Annotated in this window: 15 protein-coding genes; 7 read left to right on the forward strand and 8 right to left on the reverse strand. The window is 60.3% G+C overall.

The annotated features are described in order from the left end of the window. The first annotated feature begins 4 nt into the window (after positions 1-4). Positions 5-787, forward strand: a complete 783-nt coding sequence (locus tag WJU23_RS19045) for a heme-dependent oxidative N-demethylase subunit alpha family protein (protein WP_346334205.1) — start codon at positions 5-7, stop codon at positions 785-787. Here the strand turns inward: WJU23_RS19045 and WJU23_RS19050 are convergent. Both WJU23_RS19050 and WJU23_RS19055 read right to left on the reverse strand, forming a co-directional pair. Next, positions 784-1,221: a hypothetical protein gene (locus WJU23_RS19050; RefSeq protein ID WP_346334206.1), complete on the reverse strand. Its 438-nt coding sequence runs from the start codon at positions 1,219-1,221 to the stop codon at positions 784-786. The genes WJU23_RS19045 and WJU23_RS19050 overlap by 4 nt on opposite strands. Positions 1,222-1,302: 81 nt before the next feature. Next, positions 1,303-1,929 (reverse strand): DUF1287 domain-containing protein, encoded by a 627-nt coding sequence (locus WJU23_RS19055; RefSeq protein ID WP_346334207.1) that lies wholly within the window; start codon positions 1,927-1,929, stop codon positions 1,303-1,305. A 215-nt stretch (positions 1,930-2,144) separates the two neighbouring features. Here WJU23_RS19055 and WJU23_RS19060 point away from each other — a divergent pair, with 215 nt between their 5' ends. Both WJU23_RS19060 and WJU23_RS19065 read left to right on the forward strand, forming a co-directional pair. Further along, positions 2,145-3,614, forward strand: a complete 1,470-nt coding sequence (locus WJU23_RS19060; protein ID WP_346334208.1) for a DUF1501 domain-containing protein — start codon at positions 2,145-2,147, stop codon at positions 3,612-3,614. A gap of 127 nt (positions 3,615-3,741) precedes the next feature. Beyond that, positions 3,742-5,490, forward strand: coding sequence for a sulfatase-like hydrolase/transferase (locus WJU23_RS19065; RefSeq protein ID WP_346334209.1), 1,749 nt, complete (start codon positions 3,742-3,744; stop codon positions 5,488-5,490). A 76-nt stretch (positions 5,491-5,566) separates the two neighbouring features. Here the strand turns inward: WJU23_RS19065 and WJU23_RS19070 are convergent, their stop codons facing one another. Continuing rightward, on the reverse strand, positions 5,567-6,265 hold the full coding sequence (locus tag WJU23_RS19070) for a plastocyanin/azurin family copper-binding protein (protein ID WP_346334210.1): 699 nt from the start codon (positions 6,263-6,265) through the stop codon (positions 5,567-5,569). Between the two features lie 107 nt (positions 6,266-6,372). Between WJU23_RS19070 and WJU23_RS19075 the strand changes: the two genes are divergently transcribed. The 4 genes from WJU23_RS19075 to WJU23_RS19090 are packed head-to-tail and all read left to right on the forward strand — an operon-like array spanning position 6,373 to position 10,887. Then, positions 6,373-8,529 (forward strand): thioredoxin domain-containing protein, encoded by a 2,157-nt coding sequence (locus WJU23_RS19075; RefSeq protein WP_346334211.1) that lies wholly within the window; start codon positions 6,373-6,375, stop codon positions 8,527-8,529. 49 nt (positions 8,530-8,578) lie between these two features. Next, positions 8,579-9,499 carry an ABC transporter permease gene (locus WJU23_RS19080; RefSeq protein WP_346334212.1) on the forward strand — a complete coding sequence of 307 codons (921 nt, stop codon included), beginning with the start codon at positions 8,579-8,581 and terminating at the stop codon, positions 9,497-9,499. After that, a complete protein-coding gene (locus WJU23_RS19085; RefSeq protein ID WP_346334213.1) occupies positions 9,496-10,359 on the forward strand; it encodes an ABC transporter permease in 864 nt (287 codons plus the stop codon). Before WJU23_RS19080 ends, WJU23_RS19085 begins: the two co-directional genes overlap by 4 nt. Before the next feature lie 24 nt (positions 10,360-10,383). Next, positions 10,384-10,887: a hypothetical protein gene (locus WJU23_RS19090; RefSeq protein ID WP_346334214.1), complete on the forward strand. Its 504-nt coding sequence runs from the start codon at positions 10,384-10,386 to the stop codon at positions 10,885-10,887. A gap of 22 nt (positions 10,888-10,909) precedes the next feature. Here WJU23_RS19090 and WJU23_RS19095 read toward each other — a convergent pair whose 3' ends face one another. From WJU23_RS19095 to WJU23_RS19115, 5 genes are all read right to left on the reverse strand, one after another. Next, positions 10,910-12,310: an MATE family efflux transporter gene (locus WJU23_RS19095; protein ID WP_346334215.1), complete on the reverse strand. Its 1,401-nt coding sequence runs from the start codon at positions 12,308-12,310 to the stop codon at positions 10,910-10,912. 251 nt (positions 12,311-12,561) lie between these two features. Next, entirely contained in the window at positions 12,562-12,957 is a 396-nt protein-coding gene (locus WJU23_RS19100) for a DUF2752 domain-containing protein (protein WP_346334216.1), read from the reverse strand. An 8-nt stretch (positions 12,958-12,965) separates the two neighbouring features. Next, positions 12,966-13,493 carry a CD225/dispanin family protein gene (locus WJU23_RS19105; RefSeq protein WP_346334217.1) on the reverse strand — a complete coding sequence of 176 codons (528 nt, stop codon included), beginning with the start codon at positions 13,491-13,493 and terminating at the stop codon, positions 12,966-12,968. A gap of 171 nt (positions 13,494-13,664) precedes the next feature. Further along, on the reverse strand, positions 13,665-14,399 hold the full coding sequence (locus tag WJU23_RS19110; RefSeq protein WP_346334218.1) for a MauE/DoxX family redox-associated membrane protein: 735 nt from the start codon (positions 14,397-14,399) through the stop codon (positions 13,665-13,667). Positions 14,400-14,599: 200 nt separating this feature from the next. Further along, entirely contained in the window at positions 14,600-19,519 is a 4,920-nt protein-coding gene (locus WJU23_RS19115; protein ID WP_346334219.1) for a PVC-type heme-binding CxxCH protein, read from the reverse strand. Positions 19,520-19,547 lie beyond the last annotated feature (28 nt).

Genomic DNA, 19,547 nt, shown 5'->3' on the forward strand with positions numbered 1-19,547 from the left:
ATCCATGCTAGCTTTTTCCATGTCCCCAGACTGGCAGCGCCTTTTCCCCGCCACGGACCATCGTTTTCAGATGGGCCTGCGTCTGGGCGATGCGCGCTCGTTTTGGAGCACGCAGGATGCGACTGGAAAAGTGTACTCCGAGCGCCAGTCCTGGCTGGATTTGGACTCCGCTCACTACCGGGCCGAAATCCCCGATGGCGCGCCTGCCCTGGCGGAAGCCCGCACCTGGATCCGCCAGTGGACCGCCACCTGCGAGCCGGACTGGATCGTCCTTTCAGACGGCCTCCGTGATGAGCCGCGCGTGCTCGGCGGGGAGGTCGTGTTTCCCTCCTCCTGGTCCCTGCCTGAAAAAGTCGGGCTGCCGCTTTCCGCCGTCCATGGCCCCGTGCCCGGCCTGGAAGCCAGCCTGGGCAAAGCCATCCAAACTTTCCTTTCCCGCATCCAGCCCGAGGCCGCCTGGGAGCGGGACAACTGGGGTCTCAGTGCCGATGCCGAGCTGAATCATCACCCGTCCCGAAATCTGCCCGGTCTTGATGCGAGTGCCCGCCTGCACACCACCTGGCTGCGTCTGGAACGCCAGTTCCTGACGCGTCTGCCGTTGAGCAAAGCCCTGCTTTTTGGCATCCGCGTCAGTCATCACCGGCTGGATGAACTGGCCGCTGATCCAGAGGTTGCGGCTGGCCTAACAAGAGCTTTGGAAACAATGGAAAAAAACATCGCCCATTATAAAGGCCTGCAACATGCGCGTGAGCCGCTGCTGCGCGAGCTGCGCTCCCATCTCGATTAAAAGACTTGGTTCCGATACAGGACCATCCGGTTAATGCGGTCAAGGCCGACGAGGCGGCTGTGATCCGCAAACCATACAAAACGCCCCAAATCGACTGGTGCTTTTGGAAGATGCTGAACCCACTCCATATCCGGGGAATCTGAAGCGGCGAGTCCATGAACCCATGCATCCATTTCCTCAGCCGGGATGACAGCCAGCAGACGGATATCCCACTCGCTCGGACCTGGGATTATTCCGGTGCCGCCATCCATAAAAGCAATCTCAAAATGAAGGTCCTCATAGCTGCGGCGGAAATTTACATACTGTTCTAAAAATGCCTTCTTCGAAGCAAGCGTGCTGAAGGCATCGCTCGTGGTATGGGTTGACATGCTTTTCTTGCACCCCGCTATGCCGATGGCAAATAACAGAATTAGGACAGGCAGTGCATTTTTCATTTGGGAGACTGTTTTGGGAGATCGCAGGTATTGCTGAGTACATTTATCAAGAGGGTGGACCCGGGAAAACATAGAGCCCGCTCACTCCGGCAACCACCGATAATGCCCCGTCAGCGGAAACTCAAAGAGCCGGTTTTCCAGCTTGGGTCCGCTGCCGATGTTGTGGACGATCCAGGGCGTCTCCCCGCCATCAGGCGCAGGCACCACGATGGCGATGTGAGGCAGCCTCCCGGCCACGGTGCAGGTGATGAGGTCGCCGGGCAGGTAGTCGGCCGGATTTTGTGTGGCGGGCAGGGAGGCCCCCTGGCGCTTGAAAAAGGTCTGCAAATTGGGCACGCGCCGATGATCAATATTCGTGTCCGGTTTGGCCAGGCCCCAGTTTTTCGGATAGGCGGAAAAATGCCGCTTCATGTCCTCATGCACCAGCTTTTGCAGGTCGTGGCCCAGTGCCCGGTAACTGCGGATCACCACATCGGTGCATACTCCTGTATCCGCTGGCACATCGCCGCCAGGGTAGGAGATGCGCACGTAGGCCCCGTCATAGCGCACGGTGGCGGCGGTCCGGTCCAGGGCCGCGTGGCAAAGGCGCACTGCCAGGCTGGATTCTGCATTCGGCAGCCGGGCGCGGGAGGCCGCCGCCTGATCCGCCGGGTCCGCTTTGCAGGAGGAGGTGCAGAGAATCAAAAGGGCAAAAAGGCAATGGCGCATGGCGGGTGAAGCTTGGATGTCCGGGGTGGAGCGGATGTTCAACCGATGGCCGATTCCACCCCTGTGATGGACTTTCCTACGGACTGACAAGGATGTCTCTGACTTTCGCAAGAATGGAGAAGGGGTGTCGTATCCGCAGTGTCCTGATTTTTATTCTTGGCTTGGTTAGGCCAGGCTGTTAACTTTAGTTGTTCAATTTCAATCCCCATCACGCCATGTTTCGTATTCCTGGAGCCCTCGGCAAAGACCTGTGTGACAAAGACCTGGGCATGACCCGGCGCGACATCCTGCGTGTGGGCGGTGCCTCCATGATGGGCCTCACGCTCAACGGCATGTTCCGTGCGCAGGCCGCCTCCGTCAATTCTCCCGCCGCCGGCCGTGTCGGCTGGGGCAAGGCCAAGCACGTCCTCATGATCTATCTCCAGGGCGGCCCCAGCCACCTGGACCTTTGGGATCCCAAGGAAAACGTGCCGGACAAGGTGCGCTCCGCCTTCAAGACCATCCCCACCAAAGTTCCCGGCCATCATTTCACCGAGATCCTGCCGCAACTGGCCAAGGTGAACGACAAGTTCACCATGATCAATTCGATGAGCTACACGCCTAACGGATTGTTCAACCACACGGCTGCCATCTACCAGATCATGACCGGCTACACGACGGACAAGGTCAGCCCCTCCGGCCAGCTTGAGCCACCGAACGCCAAGGACTTCCCAAACTTCGGCAGCAACATCATCCGCCTGAAGCCCATGGATGAGCCCATGCTTCCTTTCGTGATGCTGCCGCGCCCGCTGCAGGAATCCAACGTCGTCGGCAAAGGCGGTACCGCCGGTTTCCTGGGCAAGGCTTATGATCCCTACACCCTCTATCCGGACGGCGACGACCTGGACATGGGCAAGATGGACCGCATTAAAATCGAAGATCTCCAGCTCCGCCCGGACCTCTTCAGTGTCCGCCTCCAGCGCCGTGCCAAACTGCGCGATGCCATCAATGACCAGATGCCCACTATCGAGGCCGCTGTGAAGGACATGAGCCTCGATAGCTACTATGACCAGGCCCTGAACCTCATCGCCAGCGGCCGTGCCCGCGATGCCTTCGCCCTGGACCGTGAATCTCCGAAACTGCGCGACCGCTATGGCCGCAACACGTTCGGCCAGAGCTGCATGCTCGCCCGCCGTCTCATCGAGGCTGGCACCCGCGTGGTGGAGCTCATCTGGCCCAAGGTCGCCAACTCGGACAACCATTCCTGGGATCACCACGTCGGCCTGACCCAGCGCATGAAGAACCAGAGCGGCCCCATGCTGGACCAGGGCCTCAGCGCCCTCTTTGAAGATCTGGACTCCAGCGGCCTGCTGGATGAAACCCTCGTCGTCGCCCTTGGCGAATTCGGTCGCAGCCCGGAAAAAGGCGTCTCCACCTCCGGCAACGGCAACAGCGCCGACGGTCGCGACCACTGGCCTTACTGCTACACCGCCGTTATTGGCGGTGCCGGCATCAAGCGCGGTTACATCCATGGCAAGTCCGACAAAACCGGCTCGTCACCCCTCGAAGACCCCGTGCACCCCACGGAGCTTCTCGCCACGATTTACCACGCCGTCGGCATTGATCCTGAGACCATCGTTTACAACCACCTCAACCAGCCCCGCGAGCTGGTGAAGGCCAAGCCGGTGACGAAGCTGTTCGCCTGATTGGGTTCTCCTTTACTGCACACGGTGGGTTGCTCCAGGGCGGCTCACCGTGTTAGCGTATTTGGGGTTGGCAGAACTTGGGCCGCGCCTCATTATTGGTCACGCTCAAATCCAAGAGCGTCCTAACATGTGCCGTCACCTTTTTCATCACGCCGTCTTCGTTTTGATGGCGGTCCTCACACCGTCCCAGGGGCTGGCGGAGCAGAAGCCCAACGTGCTTTTTATTGTTCTGGATGACCTGAATGATTGGACAGGTTTCCTCGGTGGTCATCCCCAGGCCCGGACACCGAACATGGACCGCTTGGCGCAAAGCGGCATGCTCTTTACGAACGCGCACTGTGCTGCCCCATCTTGCAACCCCTCGCGGGCGGCTGTCTTCACCGGTATTCCTCCTCACCAATCAGGCATTTATAACAACTCCCAAAAATTGCGGGATGTACTCCCGGACAAGGTCCTGCTGCCTCGTCATTTTTCTGATCACGGTTACTGGTCTGCAGGTTCAGGCAAGCTGCTGCACTACATCATTGATCCCTCCTCTTGGGACGATTACTTCCCTGAAAAGACCAAAGACTATCCCTTTCCCCGTACTTACGTTCCTTCAAAGCGCCCTGTCAGCCTGCCAGTCGCAGGTGCGTGGCAGTACGTGGAAACCGACTGGGCTGCCCTGGATTTGAGCGATGAAGAATATGGTGGAGACTGGCTGGTGAGCCGCTGGATCGGCGAGCAACTCCAACGCAAACACGACAAACCCTCCTTCCTTGCCTGCGGCATCTACAGGCCTCATGAGCCTTGGTTTGTCCCCCGGAAGTACTATGAGCCATTTCCTTTAAACTCCATCCAGACCGGTCCCGGTTATGAGGCAAACGACCTGGAGGATGTGCCGACTGCCGGACGACAGGTCGCACGGAATCGTTACTTTGAGCATATTCAAAAGGAAGGGCAGTGGAAACAGGCTATCCAGGCTTATCTGGCGTCTATTTATTATGCCGATGCTATGGTCGGACGTGTCCTGGATGCGCTGGAGAAAAGCCCGGCGCGGGAAAATACCATCGTCGTCCTCTGGAGTGACCATGGCTGGCACCTGGGGGAGAAAGAGCACTGGCAAAAATTCACAGCATGGAGGCTATGTACCCGTGTACCCCTCATCATTCACGTGCCTCCCGGTTGCCCAGGCCTGCCAGGCGGCACCAAAGCTGGGTCTGTCTGTGATCAATCCGTCAGCCTAACCAGTCTTTACCGCACCTTGAGCGAGCTTTGCGGGATTCCCTCTCTGCCGCAGGCGCAAGTGCCCAGCTTGGTTCCCCTGTTGAAGGCCCCTCAGGGAGATTGGCCACACTCAGCTATCACGCAACTAAGCCATCCTGAAAGCTATTCCGTGAGCCAGGCTCATTGGAGATACATCCATTATGAAAACGGTGATGAAGAACTTTATCACACAGCTGACGACCCCTACGAAAAAATAAATCTCCTCCACAGCACGCCCAAAGAAGAGCATCTGAGGCGGGCCACGGAGCTTCGCAGCCACGCACCTGCGAAGGCTGTCCCCGTTCCGGCCGTTCCGCTTGCCTCACTGCCTGCACTCCCTTGGTATCCGGCGGGGGCTGACCCTTCTCCGCCCTCCCAGCCTGACGGCAACCCTTTGAGTATCACTTTCGTCAATCATCGGGAGGAGCCGGTGGACATGTTTTGGATTTCACCGGCTGGGGAGGCTAAGCCCTTTGGCCGCCTCCATCCGGCCAAGACCCAAGAGCGAAAGTCGCGTCCAGGGGTGGTTTGGGAATTCCGTTCCCTCCAGGGGAAACCTCTAGGCTACTTCAAGGTGGGGGACAGACAGGCCAGGGGAGACATTCCTGATACCCTTTCTCCTGGCCGTTGATCATGATGAGGAGGAAAAACGAAATAAAAAAGCCCGGGCTCATCACCCGGGCTTTTTTGTCATTGAAAGGGCACGATTACTCCACCCGCATCACGCCGTTCATGATCACGCCGTGACCGGGAAAGGTGCAGATGTAGGGATACTCGCCCACGGCAGGGGCGGTGAATTCGAGCGTCTCGCTCTGGTTGGGCTGCAGCAGCTTGGTGTGGTAAAGGATGTCCGGGGATTCAGGCACGTAGCCTTTCGCCATGCCATCCGGGGAGGTGGCCATCTGCATGGCCAGGGCCAGCAGCTTGTCCTTGGAGCCGGGAACGCCGATCACCAGGTTGTGCATCTGGGGTACGGCGGGATGGACGTTGTTAAAGGTCAGCTTCACGGCCTGGCCGGCTTTCACGGAGAATTCTTTGAGGTCATAGGCCAGCGGGTTGGCCACATCCACTTTGATGGTAATTTCAGCAGCGGCGGGGGCAGGCGTCGTTCCGGCAGCCGTGACCGCAGGGGCCGCATCCGCAGCGGGCGCAGGAGCCGGGGCGGGATCTGTGCCCGCCACGGGAGCCGCAGCAGCAGGAGCCGCCGCTGCCTCAGTCGTGGCGGCTGGGGCAGCTTCGGCCACCTCCTCCACATCGTTCCAGCCGGAGGTCTCAGCCTTGCTGCCGATCAGCAGTGTCACCGCCCAGAACAGGGTGAAACCGGCGATAACAACGGCCAGGATGACATTGATGATTTTCCAGATGGAGCCGGATTCTTCAGAAGTTGGATGGGGATGCGCAGACATGGCTTGGTTTTTCGGAGCTGGATACAAGCACATGCCGCCCCAAACGCAACCACCAAGCGGTCCTCCGCTTGCAACCCCGGCCCTCATCGCCACGTTTCATACATATCATGAGCGACCCAACCCCCAAACACACCAACGCCCTCATCCGCGAAAAGTCGCCGTACCTCCTCCAGCACGCGCACAATCCCGTCAACTGGCTGCCCTGGGGGGACGAGGCCATCGCCAGGGCCAAGGCTGAGGACAAGCCCATCTTCCTCTCCAGTGGCTACTCCACCTGCCACTGGTGCCACGTCATGGAGCGGGAATCTTTTGAAAACGAGGAAATCGCCGCATACATCAATGAGCACTTCATTCCCGTGAAGGTGGACCGCGAGGAGCGTCCGGACGTGGACCTCACTTACATGACGTATGTCCAGGCCGCCAGCGGCGGCGGTGGCTGGCCCATGTCCGTCTTCCTCACGCCGGACCTGAAGCCATTCTTCGGCGGCACCTATTTTCCGCCGGAAAACGCCCAGGGCCGCATCGGTTTTAAAAACCTGCTCATCGAGCTGCAAAAAGCCTGGATGGAGGACCGCGAAAAAGTCCTGGCCAGCTCTGACCGTTCCATTTCCAAACTCCAGGAATACCTGGACGGCGAAAACGCCGACACCCCGGTGGAGACCGATGCCCTGGTGCAAAAGGCCTATGACGACCTCTCCAGCAGCTACGATTACCACGAGGCTGGCTTCAGCAGCGCGCCCAAATTCCCCCGCTCCAGCCCCATCAGCCTCCTCCTGCGCATCCACCTCGCCTGGCAGAAGGATGAGGCCCGCAAAAGCGAGGCCGACTGGGCCGCTGAGATGTCCGTGAAAACCCTGCGCGCCATGGCCAATGGCGGCATGTGGGACCACGTGGGCGGCGGCATGCACCGCTATTCTGTGGATGGTTACTGGCACATCCCGCACTATGAAAAAATGCTCTATGACCAGGGCCAGCTCCTCTGGGCCTATGCGGATGGCTACCTCATCACCCAGTCCCCCTTTCTCGCGGATGTGGCGCGTGACATTGTCACCTATGTGGTGAGGGACATGCGCCATGAAAAAGGCGGCTTTTACTCTGCTGAAGATGCCGACAGTTATGCCCAGGAAGGCGACGACCATAAAAAAGAAGGCGCGTTTTACGTCTGGAAGGCCAGCGAGATTGACGAGATTCTCGGCAAGGAAGAGGGAAGCATTTTCCGCTACTCCTTCGGTGCCCGTCGCGATGGCAATGCCCGCCCGGAGAGCGATCCGCACAACGAGCTGACCGGCCTGAACACCCTCTTCCGCGCTTTTTCCATCAAGAAAACCGCCGAGTTCTTCAAGAAGACTCCGGAGGAGATCTTGGACATCCAGGCCCGGGGTTTGAAGCTGCTTTTCGAAGCCCGCGCCAAGCGCATCCGCCCGCATCTGGATGACAAGATCATCACCGCCTGGAACGGCCTCCTCATCTCCGGCCTGGCCCGTGCCGGGGCCGCCTTAGGAGAAGCCAGCTTCCTCAAACTCGCCGCCGAGGCCGCGCAGTTTCTCCATGACGAACTCTGCGCCACCCCCGGCAAAGGCCTGCACCGGAGCTGGCGCGCCGGCGAGCGCGGCCCCAAAGGTTTCGCCGCCGATTACGCCAGCCTCATTCACGGCCTGCTGGATCTCTATCAGGCCGAATTCGATGCGAAGTGGCTGCAATGGGCCGCCGCCCTTCAGGAAGAAATGGACAGCCTCTTTCTCGACAAGAAAAACGGCGGCTACTACAGCGTCCACACCGACATGGCCCATTCCGTCCTGCGCATCAAAGAGGACTACGACGGTGCCGAGCCCTCGCCGAATTCCCTCGCCGCGCTCAATCTCGCCCGCCTCGCCGCCATGCTCGACCACAAAGCCTATGCGGACGAGGCCGCAAAGATCATCACCCTCTTTGGCAAGACACTTCAGGAAAGCCCCGCCGCCGTCCCCGTCCTCGTCATGGCGGCGGATTTCCTGGAGCGCGGCAAGCAGCAGATCGTCCTCGCCGGGGACAAGTCCTCGCCCGAATTCCAGGCGCTCGCCGCCATCGTCCATCACCGCCTGCTGCCTCACGCCGTGCTTCTGCACGCCGATGGCGGCGCAGGCCAGGCATGGCTGGGCAGCAAAAACGAAGCCCTTGCCGCCATGCAGCCCGTGAATGGAAAACCCGCCGCCTACGTCTGCCAAAACTACACTTGCCAGGCCCCTGTCACTTCCGGGGAAGCGCTGGAGAAGCTGCTGGCCTGAGGGTGATTTGGCATTGATGCTGCGTCTGCTTCCCTGTTGAATCTCCCCCATGCTCCGCTTCCTCTTCAGCCGCCTCTTGCAGGGCTTTATCGTCATCCTGGGCGTGCTCTGCATCACCTTCGTGCTGCTGAAGAGCGCCCCTGGATCGCCGATGCAGAGCGAGCGGAACATCCCCGAGCATATCCGCCAGCAGCAGGCCGTTGTGCTTGGTCTGGACAAGCCGGTGTATGTGCAGTTCTGGCGGCATCTCGTCAGCTTTGCGACCTTTGATTTCCCCGCTTCCTCCAAGAATCCCGGACGTGGCGTGGATGAGATCATCATCCAGGCCTTTCCTGTCTCCGCCACCGTTGCCTTGGCGGCGCTGGCCATCGCCATTGGCGTCGGCATTCCCATGGGGGCGCTGGCCGCTGTCCGTGCCCATACCTTTGATGACCGGGCGTGCATGTTCATCGCCACCCTGGGCATCTGTACGCCCAGCATGGTCCTGGGGCCGGTGATCGCCCTGGTGCTTGGTTTAAAACTGCGCTGGTTCAATGCTTCCGGCTGGTATGACTGGGATGACTGGATCTTGCCATCCTTGACGTTAGGCATTATTTACAGCGCCTACATCGCCCGGCTCACCCGAGGCGGTCTGCGGGAAACTTTGGCGCAGGATTTCATCCGCACCGCCCGGGCCAAAGGCGCTTCGGAAATGGCCATCGTCTTCCGCCATTCCTTCAAGCTCGCCTGTCTGCCCGTGCTGAATTACCTCGGCCCCACCGCTGCCGGCCTGATGACCGGCTCCATCGTCATCGAGACCGTCTTTCAGCTCCCCGGCCTCGGCCAGCACTTCGTCGGTGCAGCGGTAAACCGGGACTTCGTTCTCGCCATGGCCACGGCCGCCTTTTACGCCGTCCTCATCATCGGCTTCAATCTCCTGGTGGACTTCCTCCAGGCGCTCATCAACCCCCGCATCGGTTTTAAAGGATGAGCACAGTCACCTCCGAATCCCCCGGCCAGCGCGCCTGGCGTCGGCTCACCCGCAGCCGCATCACCGTCGCCGCCATGCTTTCACTGGTGGCCCTCATCGCCCTCTGCCTCCTCGGCCCGCTTTTTTCCCCCTATGGTCAGAACGATCAGGACCTGGAGCTCCAGGCCACCGCGCCCTCCGCCGCCCACTGGCTCGGCACGGATCCCCTGGGGCGTGACCTGGCCACGCGCATCCTCGTCGGCGGGCGCATCTCCCTCCTCGTCGGCATCCTGGCTACCGCCGTCGCCTCCGTCATTGGTGTCGGTTACGGCCTTATCGCCGGGCTCACCGGCCGCCGTGTGGATGCTCTCATGATGCGCCTGGTGGATATCCTGTATGCCTTTCCCTTCATCACCTTTGTCATCATCCTGGTGGTGATCTTCGGGCGGGAGCTGTGGCTCATCTTTGTCGCTATTGGTGCGGTAGAATGGCTCACCATGTCGCGCGTTGTACGCGGCCAGGTGATGGCTTTAAAGAACCTGGAATTCGTCCTCGCCGCCCGAGCCAGCGGGGCCGGTTTCTGGCACATCCTGTATAAGCACATGCTGCCCAATGTCATGGGCCCCGTCATCATTTACGCCAGCCTCACCGTCCCCGGCGTCATGCTGCTGGAGGCCACCCTCAGCTTCCTCGGCCTCGGAATCCAGCCCCCGAATGCCAGCTGGGGTGTCCTCATCCGCGAAGGCGCCGACAACATGGAAACCTACCCCTGGCTGCTCATCGGCCCCGGCCTCTTCTTCAGCGCCACCCTCCTCGCCCTGAATCTCATCGGCGATGCGCTACGAGACGCCCTGGATCCGAAGTCCATGGCGGGGGAGTAATACTCCGAATGGCTGCTTTGATCTATGGCTACAATCTATAAAGTCCTGCCTGATCCATTGGCCCCTGAGTTGATCCTGGATGGATCGGTCGCAGAACAACTGCTGGGTGAATCGGTCATCCATCTTTCCCCTGATAAGTCATTCCAAGGGAAGGTTTCAGAGGTCAAGGAGTGGAAGCAGTTTTATCGAGTCGGTAGCAATGCTTTTGCGATCTCGGAACAAGCTTGGGTACACTGCATGGAGATGTATTACGTGATTACCGAGAATGATCTTGAGTTACTGTCAGTACAAGCGGGAGGAAATGCTTTTCGCGTGATTCATCCTCGCGATGTTTTACCGCCCTCAGATGATCCCTCCAAAATCTGTGATATGCGCTATATCGGGTGCCTGTTCAGAATCGAAAGCCGTCCACATCAAGACATATACTGCTATGAAGGGATGGCTGTTCCAGACAATGAATTCAAACACTGTTACGATAAACATGGTTTCACCGGCTTGTTGTTTGAGGAAGTTTGGACCGATGATTGAATTTGCTGGCAAGCCGGATATTTCATTGCGCTGATAAGGGAATTTTTCCCACCCCCAGCAACCGCCAAGCCCGCCACATCAGCATCACCGCCGCGATCGCCAGGCCCACGGCCAGGGCGGCCCAGACGCCGGTCGCGCCCCAGTCCATCCGGATGGCCAGCATCCAGCCCAGGGGCAGGGAGATGGCCCAGTAAGCGAGCACGGCGATCCAGGCCGGCACCTTGACATCATCAACCCCTCGCAGTGCCGCTGCGGACACCACTTGCAGGCCGTCGAAGAGCTGGAAAAGGCTGCCCACCAGCAGCAGTGCCGCCGCTGCCTTGACGACATCGGCATCACCCACAAACAGCGCAGCGAGCGGCTGCCCAAAGATGAAAAACACCGTCATCGAAACCGACATGAAAAGCACGGCAAACAGCCAGCTCCCCACCAGCACACGGTGCAGTCGCTCCCGCTGTTGCGCACCCACGATCTCCCCCACGCGCACCGTCGTAGCCATGGCCACGCCCAGCGGCACCATGAAGGCCGTGCCGATGCACGTCAGCGCCACCTGATGCGCCGCCAGCGCCACCACTCCCAGGGAGCCGATCATCAATGATGCCGTCACAAAAGCCGTCACCTCCGCCAGCAGGTGAAAGCTCGCCGGACCGCCGATCTTCAGCAGAGAGGCGAACCCCTGCTGCTGCGTGCGCGCCAACCAGCGCACCGGGCTCCATTCCCGCACCGTCGGGCTGCGGTTCAGCCAGACAAAAAGCGCGATTGCTCCCACCGTGCGCGCCGTCAGCGTGGCATACCCCGCCCCTTCGAGACCCATGGCCGGAAAGCCTGCTTTGCCATAGATCCACAGCCAGTTCAGCAGCACGTTCAGCAGCACGCTGCCCAGGATCAGCCAAAAAGCCGGCCAGGGCCGGTTCAGCGCATCGGCATGGTTCTTCCACACCATGGTCATCAGCGCGGGGATCAGGGAAACTGCGCAGGTCAGCAAGTAAACCGGCGCTTGCTCCACCACCTCCGCCGGTTGCTGAAAGTATGGCAGCAGCGGGATCAGCGCCGCCGTACTCAGCAGCACCAGCAGCCCCAGGCCCAGCGCCAGCCAGGTCCCATGCCGGACGGCCTGCCGTGCATCCTCCGGAGCCTGTGCCCCGTGAGCCTGCGACACCCGGACGGAGACCGAGCTCAGCAGCCCGATGCCCAGCACATACGGCACGGCTAACAAAGTATTCGCAAACGTGGAGGCCCCCAGCGCCACCACGCCCACACTGCCGATCATGACCGTATCCGCCACGCCCATGAGCATCTGGCTAAGCTGCCCGGACACTAGCGGCACCGACAGTTTCAGCGTGGCCCGGCATTCCTGGCCAAAGCTGGGCCAGCCCTCCGGGGGTGAGTTTGAAGAAGAAGGGGATGAAACAAGAGAGTGCATAAACGCTGCTGCAAAAAGGTTGGAGAAAGGGGACGGCAGCAGGACAAAAAACCACCGCCCCAGGGTCATCGGAGCAGTGGTGGCAAGAGTCAGATTCCTTTTGAGTCAGCTCATCCTTCCACAGGCCCCGCGCCTGCCAAGTTCATGCCTGGCATGGCGTTAAATAGGGAGCGGGCGACTCGAATCATTTCTCTGTATGCCATGGTTAGGCCCAATTGTCAATCTCAGCCTGTGGTGGCGAAATCTACAACCTAAGCCAGCGGCCAACCGGGCAGATTCCGCAATATCGTGAAAACAAGGATTGCCACCACGATGAGCCGGGTCGTCTTAAGCCCTGGCCGCAGCCTCCAGGCCATCGGTTTTTTGGACACCCACGCCGTCATTTCCGGCAGCAATCCTACCAGTGCCAGTGGCAGCAGGATCATGCCCAGCGGGTTCAGCCGCAGTGCCTCCAGGAACTGTCCGTTCAGCGCGGCAGAGGCCGCCCGGGTCATCCCGCAGCCAGGGCAGCATAGGCCCGTCCAGCGCCGGACCTGGCAGCCGTGCAGGAAGGGCACCCCACCAGGCCCCTCCGTGCGCAGCAGCCACGCCCCCCAGCCCAGCATGACCAGGACGGCCATCAGGAGTGCCAGCCGGTGCCAGTGCATGGCCGGAATCAGAAGCCGGCACCACCCTCAGCCGCAGCGCTGGTCAAACCTGCTGCCACCCCAAGGATCACCATCAAAATATAAATCCCAAACAAAGCCATGAAGACACCAAAGGACACCCAGCACCACATTTTGGCAGACTTGGACGCCTCACGGGCACCGGCGAAATCTCCACGGGCCATCAACCCGTCCACCTTTGAGGCATAAATGATGGCCGGGATTCCAAATGGCAGGCAGCAGATCAGCGTCACCACAATGGACTGCCACAAATAGTTAGGCACCATCTCCCCTGTCAACCCGCCAGCAGCCTGGGGTGTTTGATACGGGTTGGAAAACACCGGAGTCTGCGGCATGGGTGATCCTCCGGCAGCCTGACGCAATTCAGGGACGGATGATGCAGCCACCCACTCGGCCATCCCCTCGCGCCACACCAGATCATTTTGCCGCAATTCACCACTCGCGAGTTTCGCGGTCAGTTCGTCTTGCGAAACCGGGCCCTGTTGGGCACCGCCATTTTGGGTAAAATACCAGTTCATATAGGGGAGAAAATTCGGTGACCGCCCTGTCGCGATAGCTCCAGCTTGGAGGTTTCCTGCCCGGCGGCAAGGTTTTTCCGCATGGAAACGCAACTTGTCAGAATTTAACCGCCTTCAAAACGCCCCTGGCAAGAGGGATGCGGCTCCGTTCCTTTGCCCGTCCTTCAACATTCATCCCCCATGCGGCAGCACCAGGGCCGTCACCGCCATGGCCACCATCAAGGCATCCTCAATGATCGTCACGGTGGACATGGGCAGGTTGAAGACCGTGCCCAGGCAGGCACAGCGGATGGCCTGTTTGGACAGCACCGCTTTCAGCACGCCGATCAGGCTCACGCCCATCACCACCGCCGTCACCGCATTCACCAGCACCGGCTGCCAGTCTGCCAGGTAGGCCAGGCCCAGCGCCAGCTCGATGAAGGGATACGCAAAGCCATATACCGGCACCGCCTTCGCCACCAGGTCATAGCTCCGGTAGGCATCCGCGAAACCGCGCAGGTCCAGCATCTTGAAAAATGAAAAGGCGATGAAAAATCCGCCCATGAACAGCCGCATAACCGTCGCCAGATCCAGGTGCCCTTGTGCCAGCCCGTTGGCCACGATCACCGCCACCAGATACCCCAGCAAGATCACCAGCGGCCGGTACGTCTGCGCATTCTTGGCAGGCAGGTCAGCGGCTGCAGCCTTCGCTCCATTCTTTGCCACCCGGTAGTCGCCCGCCGAAGCCAGCCACTGGTTCAACGTCTCATTATCGAGTGCCGTCCGCGTGGCGATCTTCGCCTCAGGAGGATCCAGCGTCACCTTGGCTTCCTGAATCTCCGGATGCTCCTTCAGTCTGTCCGTGATCTTCGCCACGCACTTGCCGCAGGACATGCCGGTGATGGAGAAGGTTTGGGGAAGGTTCATAACCTTAGGATACGGTTCCCGGAGGCCTCCTGCACTTCACAAATGCGGCTGTTTTTTGCGCAGCGCGAGACCCGGTTTCTCTTTTTACCAAAAGCATCCTGCCGGACGCAGTGCACGATAAAAACCTTCTCTCTCCAGGAGGCACCATCAACTGCGCGAGAGGCCATCGGTCTCACAGATGCTATGAAAGTCGCACCGGTCTATTTCCCGGAGGCCCACTTGGTGGCGTTGATGAGGATCTTTTGAAAGGCGGGCATGTCATGCACACGCTCATCGTGACCGAGGGCGATGCCGACGATGCGGGCTTTGGGATGTTGGGTGATCCAGATGCTGGGGTGCGGCTTGTTATACTTGTCGCTAGGGCTGGTCTCGGCCAGGACCTCGATCTTGGCGGTACCGGGAGGGATGTTTTCAGGCTCGGCGTTCACGTAATAAAGCTCGTCCTCGACGGTGAAGCTGGCCGGCACGCCTTCCATGATGGGATGGTCTTTGACGGTCTTCACCTCAAAGGGGTGGATCTTGTCATGCCCGCGTGCGCCACCACCGACAATCTGCGCATTCAGCTCCGGCCAGTTGGCGTAGCCATACCAGGTGCCGGGATGGTACATGATGATCCCCTTCCCTGCGGCGGCGAAGTCCATGAGCGCCTTGCGATAGGCGGCGGTATCGAAAAATTTGCGGTTCACGCTGATGATGGCCACGTCGGCATTGGCCAGCTCACGCGGGGCCTGGTCGCGGTCTTCGGTGTAGTGGACGCTGAAACCGGCGGCCTTCAGAGTGGCCACATCCGTGGTGCCAAAGAAGGTGGCGAAATCATGGGAGCTGCCACCGCCAATGACCAGGACCTTGGTCTTGCCAGCTTCCCATTGAGGGTCACTGGCGGGCAGGAGCGGGCGGTCGCCCTGGCCGCCTTCTTTGGGGCCAGTGAGCGGCAGCGGACCTTTCGCAGCCATGCCCTTGCCTTTTCCCTTGCCCTTGCCGGGACCTTTTTTAGGAGCCTCCGCAGGAGCAGGGCCTTTCTCAGGCTCGGGCCGGGTGGAAACATCGGTACTGCCTGGAACGGGTCCCTTGCCGGTAATGTCCGCCGTGACGGCCACAATGACGGGCGCGGTCGGATTGCCTTCAGGGCTTTCCAGGATCAGCTTTTCGGCCACCGCCTTTTTCGTCAGGTCCAGGGAGATGAGGCGCATCTGCTGGCCGTCGGTGAGGCCGCTCACATACGAGGAACCGGGCACCTCCACCTTGCGGATGTAGTCGGAAAAATGGATGCCGTTGCGGAGAATGAACTCCTCCTTTTCACCACCTGCATAAAGCACGGTCGCCTTGAGCACGGGCACTTCTTCCTTCACCGCAGGCCATCCCCAGCCGGAGATGCCGCTAAGCAGTTGCAGGCGTTTGGCTTCCACATTCACCGGGATCTCCACCCGTGCCGGAAGCTTGGAACTGTAAGTGCCTGACGGACCGCCTTTCAGCACGATGAGGTTCATGCCCGTGGCGCTTTTGGCCGCGTCCTGGAGGTAAAACGGCACGTTCTGGATCTTCACATCGCCAGATTTGGAGAGGCGCACCTGGCCCTGGCGCGGACCCGTGCCGGCGAAGACCCCGCCCCGGCTGTCCGCCGTGTAAGCCTGGCTCAGACTGAGGATGCGAAACTCCTTCATCGCATCGCCGCAAATGTAGGCAAGCAAATCGCGCATGGCATCCGGACCGAGGGCGTCCAGGCCTTCGGGCATGAGGCTGCGGCGGGTATTTTCTTTCCGCTCAATGTCCACCTTGGCGATCTCCCTCACGCCCACCTGGGTGGCGAGGGTGACGGTGGCGCTGTTCTCACTGGTGACGACGCCTTGCAGCGCCTCGCCCTTTTTCGTGATGATGTTGAAGGCCCAGAAGCTGGGGTCCACCTCGCGGTTCGGATCCACGATGTGGATGAGCAGTTCCGCAGGACCGTGCGCACCCATGCCATCCAGCGGCGGGCCGACCGGTGCGCCCATGTCGCCGAATTTGTGGCAGACTGCGCAGGCCGCGCCGAAGAGCATCTTGCCATTGGCCGCATTGCCCGGCTTTTCCACCTCGGGCGTGAGCTTGGCAATGATGGCATCCTTGGCCGCGTTGTTGATTTTAAACAATTGGTTAGCCTCGCTGGCAATGCCCTTATTGGGGTGCGAGCGCAAGCGGGCGACATCGCCTGGGGCGAAAATCGCGCGGTCAATGCTGCCCGCCTTCACGGCCTCCAAAAGAGTCCGCACCGCCTCAGGCCGCTTCAACACCGCCTCGAAGGCTTTGTTCTGCAGGCCTGCCTTTAGGCGGCTCATGGCGGGCACGAGGTCGCCCACCTGCCCACTTTCATCCATCGCGGCGATGATGGCGGATTGCAGGGCTTCCGGGGAGTCAGCACCGGCTAAAACCGGGACGACAGAACCACTGAGATCCCCGCCCACGGCCACCAGGGCATTGGCGGCATTGATGCGGGCTTCGACGGGAGCGGAGGCATCGGCCAAGGTGGCATTCAGCGTGGCGAGCTGGGCTTTCACTTCAGCGGCCAGCGCACCCGCTTTGTCCCACTTGGTGATCAGCGGCAAAGTTGCCGCAGCGAGGGATGGCTGAGCGAGCAGTTTTTTCAAGGAGGCCGTCAGCTCTGGCGTGAACTCCGGCGCTTCATTCACCTGCTGGGCGATGCCGCGCAGGAGGGTGTTTTTGAGAAGGTCCGCTTTGGAATCAGCCGATGCGCAGGCAGCGATGAGTGTGCTCGCATGGGCGGGCAAGGCCAAAGGCAAGAGGCTGCCGACAAAGGATTCCAGGTTGGCCGGGGCGTTGCTCGCCAGTGCGGCCTGGATGCAAGAAAGCGGCTCGCCAGCGCAGGCGGCGATGAGAGCGGAGCGCGTCCAGTCATCTTTGGCAGCGGCATAAAGACCGAGGATTTTGTTGCGCCCTTCGTTAGATTTAACGGACTCCAGCGAGGCCTCATAAGCCTTTTGGGCTGCGCTGCCCTGAGACACTTTGGCGCTGGCCGTTGCAGAAGTGGAAACCTTCTTTGCCTGCTTGTGGTTCACCTTCCAGATGCGGCCATAATAATGGTCGCGGTCTGGGCGGACGGCAGCATTGGCGGGTCCATGCGTGGGGCCGCGGGTGTCGTTGTGAATGATGGCTTGGTTGCAGAAGTCCACGACATACAGCGCACCATCCGGGCCCACTCGATTTTCAATGGGGCGGAACCAGAGGTTGGTGCTGCGGATGAATTCGGTCTGCTCGCGGCCCGCTTCGCGCTTGGCCTTATACGTGACGCCATCCGGCTCCACCATGAAGTGACTGACGATGTTCAGCGTCGGCTCGGTGGTGAAGTAACTGTAGTTATACTTGGCCGGCCAGGTGCCGCCTTCATAGATGGCGCATCCGGCGGCGGCCGTATAGCTGCCCACCTGGTCAATCTGCACATAGGCCTGCTGCTCCCACTGCATGGCGGGAAAGGTAGGCTCGCGCGGCAGCATGCCATTCGTACCGATAACACCCGGCAGCTTGCCCTTGGCCAGCACATACTCCGGCAGCACGACATGGATGAAATGGTTGCCACTGGTCGGCTGGGTGTAAAAAACCTGGCCATCCGTGGTGATGTCCAAGCCCCAGGTATTGCCGCCGCGTGAGGCATACTGCTCAAAGGCGCTGCCGTCCGGCTTGAAGCGGACGACGCCTGCGCCTATGGCTCCGAAGCCTTGGCTGCCATCGCCCGTGGTCACATTCTCCGTGCTGGAATAACCATGAGTGGCGTACACCCAGCCATCCAGGCCCCAGCGCATGTTGTTGATGACGGCATGGGTATCCCGCGTGCCCAGGTTGGTATAGATTTTGGTGCGCTTGTCCGCCTTGTCATCGCCGTCGGTATCCTCAAAGTACCAGATGTCCGGCGCGGCGCAGACGATGACGCCGTTTTTATAAAACACACTGCTGGTGGCCAGCTCGATCTTGTCCGCAAAGACGGTCTTCTTGTCCATCACGCCGTCGCCATCGGTATCCTCAAGAATGGACACACGGTCCAGCGGCTCACGCTCATACTGGCCGGGCTCCACGGAGCCCGAGTCCTTCCAGGCCTCCACATTGGCCTGGCGCAGACCGTTGGGATACTCCGGCGTCTCCACCACCCAGAGGCGGCCTTTTTCATCCCAGTCAATGTTCATCGGCTTGTTGATCAGCGGCTCGGAAGCGACCAGGGACAGCTCAAACTCGGGATGGATTTCCAGATGCTTGGGCATCTCCTGCGGACGCGGCACACCGCCTTCGGCATAACGTAAAGCATCGCCGAGTTCGTCAGGCTTGCAGAGCTCGTCCACATTCTCACGCTTTCCTGCCCAGGCGATGCCGCGCAGGATGGCGGTGCGCAGGCCCACATGGCTGAAGTTTTTATACCAGTGGCCGGGAATGCTGGTGAAGGCGCGGTAGCCGTCCTTTTCATACGTCCACATCTGCGGCTGGATGTCGTAGATATTGACCGCCTTCCTTTTCGCCACGGCCTCGGCAGCGCGTTCTTGGGCTTCTTTATTGCCCTTGCCGCCGGTATCGGCCGCCTTCGGCGTGTAGGCGGCGGCCAGGATCTTCACGTCCGGCAGCATGTCCATGTCATAATAGATCTCATCATCCAGGTCGAAGTTGGAGATCTCCCGCGTGATCGGGTTGTCGCGGTCAGTGAAATACAGGCTCATGGGCGCCTCCAGCCACTTCGTCTGGCCAAAGTGCCAGGACCCGCCAATGATGCCCTTGAACCAGTCGTGGTCTCTTGAAACCGCCGCCGCGTGCAGGACGACGAGTCCGCCGCCGCGCTTGAGGAAAGCCATCAGGTTCTTGCGCTCCTCGCCAATTTTGATGTTCCCCGCCTCCTGCGCATGCAGGATGAGCACGTCGGTCTGCTCAAGCTGCTCCTTCGTGGGAAACTCCAGTCCGCCGCTGGCCTTGGCCCCGCGCTCGTTGAGCAGGGGCACCCAGTCTTTGACAAACTGCTCATGCTCATGCGCTCCGGGGGCATGGGATTTTTTTCCGCCGCGAATGAAAATGCGCAGTGGCTCCGCCGCATGGGTGGCGAGAGGAAGGAGGGTGGACGAAAGAAAGGCGACCGCCAGGATGAGACGCTTCATGGTAGGTTTCATGTTATGCGATATGAAC

It is taken from the genome of Prosthecobacter sp. SYSU 5D2 (genome assembly GCF_039655865.1).
Taxonomy (GTDB): Bacteria; Verrucomicrobiota; Verrucomicrobiia; order Verrucomicrobiales; family Verrucomicrobiaceae; genus Prosthecobacter.

Coding starts and splice junctions, on each gene's coding strand:
- WJU23_RS19045 (WP_346334205.1), top strand. CDS start 5: ATGCTAGCTTTTTCCATGTCCCCAGACTGGCAGCGCCTTTTCCCCGCC.
- WJU23_RS19050 (WP_346334206.1), bottom strand. CDS start 1,221: ATGAAAAATGCACTGCCTGTCCTAATTCTGTTATTTGCCATCGGCATA.
- WJU23_RS19055 (WP_346334207.1), bottom strand. CDS start 1,929: ATGCGCCATTGCCTTTTTGCCCTTTTGATTCTCTGCACCTCCTCCTGC.
- WJU23_RS19060 (WP_346334208.1), top strand. CDS start 2,145: ATGTTTCGTATTCCTGGAGCCCTCGGCAAAGACCTGTGTGACAAAGAC.
- WJU23_RS19065 (WP_346334209.1), top strand. CDS start 3,742: ATGTGCCGTCACCTTTTTCATCACGCCGTCTTCGTTTTGATGGCGGTC.
- WJU23_RS19070 (WP_346334210.1), bottom strand. CDS start 6,265: ATGTCTGCGCATCCCCATCCAACTTCTGAAGAATCCGGCTCCATCTGG.
- WJU23_RS19075 (WP_346334211.1), top strand. CDS start 6,373: ATGAGCGACCCAACCCCCAAACACACCAACGCCCTCATCCGCGAAAAG.
- WJU23_RS19080 (WP_346334212.1), top strand. CDS start 8,579: ATGCTCCGCTTCCTCTTCAGCCGCCTCTTGCAGGGCTTTATCGTCATC.
- WJU23_RS19085 (WP_346334213.1), top strand. CDS start 9,496: ATGAGCACAGTCACCTCCGAATCCCCCGGCCAGCGCGCCTGGCGTCGG.
- WJU23_RS19090 (WP_346334214.1), top strand. CDS start 10,384: ATGGCTACAATCTATAAAGTCCTGCCTGATCCATTGGCCCCTGAGTTG.
- WJU23_RS19095 (WP_346334215.1), bottom strand. CDS start 12,310: ATGCACTCTCTTGTTTCATCCCCTTCTTCTTCAAACTCACCCCCGGAG.
- WJU23_RS19100 (WP_346334216.1), bottom strand. CDS start 12,957: ATGCACTGGCACCGGCTGGCACTCCTGATGGCCGTCCTGGTCATGCTG.
- WJU23_RS19105 (WP_346334217.1), bottom strand. CDS start 13,493: ATGAACTGGTATTTTACCCAAAATGGCGGTGCCCAACAGGGCCCGGTT.
- WJU23_RS19110 (WP_346334218.1), bottom strand. CDS start 14,399: ATGAACCTTCCCCAAACCTTCTCCATCACCGGCATGTCCTGCGGCAAG.
- WJU23_RS19115 (WP_346334219.1), bottom strand. CDS start 19,519: ATGAAGCGTCTCATCCTGGCGGTCGCCTTTCTTTCGTCCACCCTCCTT.